The organism is Treponema sp., from assembly GCF_045641405.1.
GTDB lineage: Bacteria > Spirochaetota > Spirochaetia > Treponematales > Treponemataceae > Treponema_D.
The window spans coordinates 1-3,917 of sequence record NZ_JAZUGX010000031.1 but is presented as its reverse complement, the minus strand read 5'-3'; the positions used below and the strand labels follow the sequence as shown (position 1 = coordinate 3,917).

The 3,917-nt window shown below is 38.4% G+C and carries 7 protein-coding genes; all 7 read left to right on the top strand.

Features of this window, described 5'->3' with window-relative positions:
* The coding region (locus ACKI39_RS04560; RefSeq protein WP_407398097.1) for an AAA family ATPase at positions 1–480 on the top strand (480 nt) is incomplete at its 5' end.
* 9 nt (positions 481–489) lie between these two features.
* Complete coding sequence (locus tag ACKI39_RS04555; RefSeq protein ID WP_407398095.1) at positions 490–897, top strand: hypothetical protein; 408 nt, start codon at positions 490–492, stop codon at positions 895–897.
* 192 nt (positions 898–1,089) lie between these two features.
* On the top strand, positions 1,090–1,419 hold the full coding sequence (locus ACKI39_RS04550) for a hypothetical protein (RefSeq protein ID WP_407398093.1): 330 nt from the start codon (positions 1,090–1,092) through the stop codon (positions 1,417–1,419).
* A 16-nt stretch (positions 1,420–1,435) separates the two neighbouring features.
* Entirely contained in the window at positions 1,436–1,846 is a 411-nt protein-coding gene (locus tag ACKI39_RS04545; protein WP_407398091.1) for a helix-turn-helix domain-containing protein, read from the top strand.
* Positions 1,847–1,850: 4 nt separating this feature from the next.
* Complete coding sequence (locus ACKI39_RS04540; RefSeq protein WP_407398089.1) at positions 1,851–2,105, top strand: hypothetical protein; 255 nt, start codon at positions 1,851–1,853, stop codon at positions 2,103–2,105.
* A 122-nt stretch (positions 2,106–2,227) separates the two neighbouring features.
* Positions 2,228–2,398, top strand: a complete 171-nt coding sequence (locus ACKI39_RS04535) for a hypothetical protein (protein ID WP_407398087.1) — start codon at positions 2,228–2,230, stop codon at positions 2,396–2,398.
* A 246-nt stretch (positions 2,399–2,644) separates the two neighbouring features.
* A partial coding sequence (locus ACKI39_RS04530; RefSeq protein WP_407398085.1) for a 3-isopropylmalate dehydratase large subunit occupies positions 2,645–3,917 on the top strand: 1,273 nt, incomplete at its 3' end.

Genomic DNA, 3,917 nt, shown 5'->3' with positions numbered 1-3,917 from the left:
CTCTTGCGTGACATCTGCTATGCCATAGCTTACACAAGACCTTACAGCTTCAGCGGATGTGTAGCCACCTTAGAAGAAGCCTGCAAATACAACCGCCGCTTGGTAATCATTGATGAAGCAGACAAACTTCCAGTTCAGCTTTTGGAAATGATTAGAGGCATCAACGAACGTTGTAATCTTCCTTTTTTACTCGTAGGAGAGGAAGGCTTAAAGACCAAAACAGACAGAGTTCCACGCTTACGTTCAAGAATCCGTCAACCAGTAGTTTTGTTTGAAAAAGCTAGAAGCGTAGATGTTGCCGCTTACTATCACGAAGCTGCAGGACTCCAGATTACAAGAGAAACTGCAGAACGCCTTGCAAGACACGCCAACGGTGGATTCCGTTCAATAGTCAATGATTCAATTGCACTTTCAAAGATGTCAAAAGCATCAGCTTTAGACACCATCACAGAAAAGATGTTGGATCAGCTTTCAGCATAAGGAGTCCAAATGGCAAAGAAAAAATCTAATAGAAGCCGTTTGATTGCCATGATTCATACTCAAAAATCAGCAGCACAGCTTACTGATGAAGAGTATAGATTGATAATTTACGGTGCTACTGGGAATCAAAGTTGTACAGAATGCGACATGCAAGATTTGTTCAAAATCTTTGCTGATATGAACATGGTTCTGGAACGAAAAGGAAAAGAAAAGTTCTTTTTCAAGTGGGAACAACACCATGGAACGCTTCAAGATTCAATCATTGCTAGAGCTAAAAAAATACTTGGTGATGAGTGGGATATAAGGTTAAAAGGCTTCTTAAAAAGCCATCAGAAAGAAAACTTAAGTCAGTGTTCAGATAAAGAACTGCGACAAATTCAAGGCTGGCTAAGTAACGTAGAAAGGACACAAAAATGAGTAAATATAACAACGATGAAAGATACAACATTAAAATTAAATCAATTACACATCCTTGTGATAAAGGTTTTTGCAAGCATTGTTTACATCAAAAAAAAGATAACTATTGCCAGGCTTTAGACACATCATGCGACAAAATTTATATCTGCAGAGCGTATGTTTTTAATCATCTGATTTTAAGGAAACCAAAGAATGAAGTTTGATTTATTTTCTGCGGAGGACTTAAAACAGCCTCCATTAACACAACAGGATAAGAAAAGACTGATTGATGAATTGATTTATAGAGCAGACATTGGAGCACAATATATGTATTCATTGTCTGATGTAGCTGCAAGATTACGGATAAGCATAGATGTGATGCAAGGCCTGATTTACAACTACAAACTAGATTGCACACAAATCAGATCAGTTTTAAGAGTGCCTTGGTGGTCATTCGTAGAGTATCTTGCAGATCCAGCAGACGATGTTGAAGAAGCTGTTAAAGAATACATACAGTCACTACCAAAAAAACAAATTGCATGAATAAAAGGAGTTAGAAATGGATATCATTCAGGACAATTATATAGACGAAGAAGAAGCCAGAAACTTCTTGCAAAATCTATATAACGGCATAGAACTTTTACCAGGAGTACCTGAAAAACTTACTATTCAAGACGCTGCCGCAGTCCTGAATGTATCCATTCCAACAGTAGAAAGAATGATTTCAGACGGCATGTTGAAACTCACAAAACAAAACCTAATTGACTTTGTAATGAAAAATATGCTTGCTGAAAAGCCAATTGAAGAGGAGCAAAACAACATGAATACGCAAGGTCGCGAAATGACTCCAGAAGAGATTGCAGACCACAAAAAAGCCTTTACAGACATAGATGATTGCATCAAAGAACTTTACAACGATGAAGATGATCAACAAAACCTCTTCTCTGAGGAAGACTTAAGGCAGGAGTAAACAGATGTCTATAGAAGAATTCAAGAACTTAGTTATCACTAAAAATATCAGGTTTATACCACATCATAGCTGCGCAATTTGTGGTTGTTATGTTGGATATTGCCTGGACATTGATCCAGAATATGGTGTTATAGCTGATTATCGCAGTGCTTGTGATTGTGGGTGGTCTCCTGATCATCCGGTACCACTAGAAGTAGCTGCCAACTGGTTTAACAGTCTGTCTGAATATGAACGAAATGCGGTTTTTGGGAATATTTAAGGAGGCATGATAAAAAAGTAAACGAACAAGCGGTATTGTGATACGCTGAAGTGATTCAGCGGAACCCAGGCGATAGTTCGTCATGTTTTGTAAGGACTCAGATCCTTGTTAAGGAGTAAATCATGACTAAAAAGCACATGACAGCTGAAGAAAAAGGCTATAAATGCCCAGGCCTGGAAGACTGTACACAATGCAAATTTTACAAAGATTTATGCATTATTTATGGAAAAACAGGCAAAAAAATCGCTGAAAAATGGCGTAAAAAGCAGTTAAAAACAGTTAAAAATCAATAAAAAAAACGGTTTTAGATGCGAAAAAAAGCTCTAAAACCGCCCCAATTTGCCCCCAAAATGACCAGATAGACCCACAAAAAAAAGTCATTTTTTATTAGAATAAAATTGCAAAATTTTTTAGAATTGATATCTTTTCATTTTCACCTAATTTTTTTTCTTTGCTTGACGATTATTCAAACTTTAATTATACTAAAGTCGATTTAATATTATTAAAGAAATTAAAATCTAATATATTCGAGGAAAATTATGGGAAAGACAATTGCTCAGAAAATCTTTGAGAAACATCTTGTTGATACTCCTTATCCAAACACTTATGTTCTTAAACTGGACAGAGTATTCTGCCACGAAATCACAACTCCTATCGCTATCAACGACCTTGTAGAACGCAACAAAGACAAAGTTTTTGACTGCACAAAAATCAAGGCTGTTATTGACCACGTAACTCCTGCAAAAGATTCCAAAACTGCAGAACAGGGCAAAATTCTCCGTGACTGGGCATGCCGCCAGGGAATTAAAGATTTCTTTGACATCGGTGCAAATGGTGTTTGTCACGCTATCTTCCCTGAAAAAGGATTTGTTCGCCCAGGATTTACTGTAATCATGGGAGACTCTCACACATGTACACATGGTGCCTTCGGTGCATTTGCCGCAGGTGTCGGTACTACTGACCTTGAAGTTGGAATCCTCAAAGGAGTATGTTCTTTCCGCGAACCAAAAACTCTTAAATTCGTTCTTAACGGAACACTTAAACCAGGTGTATACGCAAAAGATGTAATCCTTTTCCTCATTTCACAGATTGGTGTAAACGGTGCAACAAACTGTGTAGTTGAATTCACAGGACCTGTAATCGATAACTTCGGCATGGAAGAACGTATGACTCTCTGTAACATGGCTGTTGAAGCTGGTGGTACTTCTGGTATCTGTTACCCTGATGCAAAAACTGTAGATTACCTTTGGGAATTTATCAAAGACGACTACAAAACAAAAGAAGATGCAATCGCTGACTATGCTCAGTGGAGATCTGATGACGATGCAGAATTCGAAAAAGTTTACACATTCGATTTGAGCGATCTTGAACCTGTTTGTACTCACGGATACAAACCTGATCAGGTAAAAACAATCAAAGAAATGGAAGGAACTAAAGTAAACCAGATTTACATCGGTTCTTGTACAAACGGTCGCATTTCTGACCTTCGCATTGCTGCAGAAGTTCTTAAAGGCCACCACCTTGCAGAAGGAGTACGCGGTATCGTTTCTCCTGCAACTCCAAAAATTTACAAAATGGCTGTACAGGAAGGCCTTATCGACATCTTTATGGATGCAGGTTTCTGTGTAACAAACCCAACTTGTGGTGCCTGTCTTGGTATGTCAAATGGTGTTCTTGCTAATGGTGAAGTTTGTGCTTCAACTACAAACCGCAACTTCAACGGTCGTATGGGAAAAGGCGGAATGGTTCACCTTATGAGCCCTGCAACAGCTGCAGCAACAGCAATTGCAGGTACAATCGTTAACTCTGAAC

Coding starts and splice junctions, on each gene's coding strand:
- ACKI39_RS04545 (WP_407398091.1), top strand. CDS start 1,436: ATGGATATCATTCAGGACAATTATATAGACGAAGAAGAAGCCAGAAAC.
- ACKI39_RS04540 (WP_407398089.1), top strand. CDS start 1,851: ATGTCTATAGAAGAATTCAAGAACTTAGTTATCACTAAAAATATCAGG.
- ACKI39_RS04550 (WP_407398093.1), top strand. CDS start 1,090: ATGAAGTTTGATTTATTTTCTGCGGAGGACTTAAAACAGCCTCCATTA.
- ACKI39_RS04535 (WP_407398087.1), top strand. CDS start 2,228: ATGACTAAAAAGCACATGACAGCTGAAGAAAAAGGCTATAAATGCCCA.
- ACKI39_RS04555 (WP_407398095.1), top strand. CDS start 490: ATGGCAAAGAAAAAATCTAATAGAAGCCGTTTGATTGCCATGATTCAT.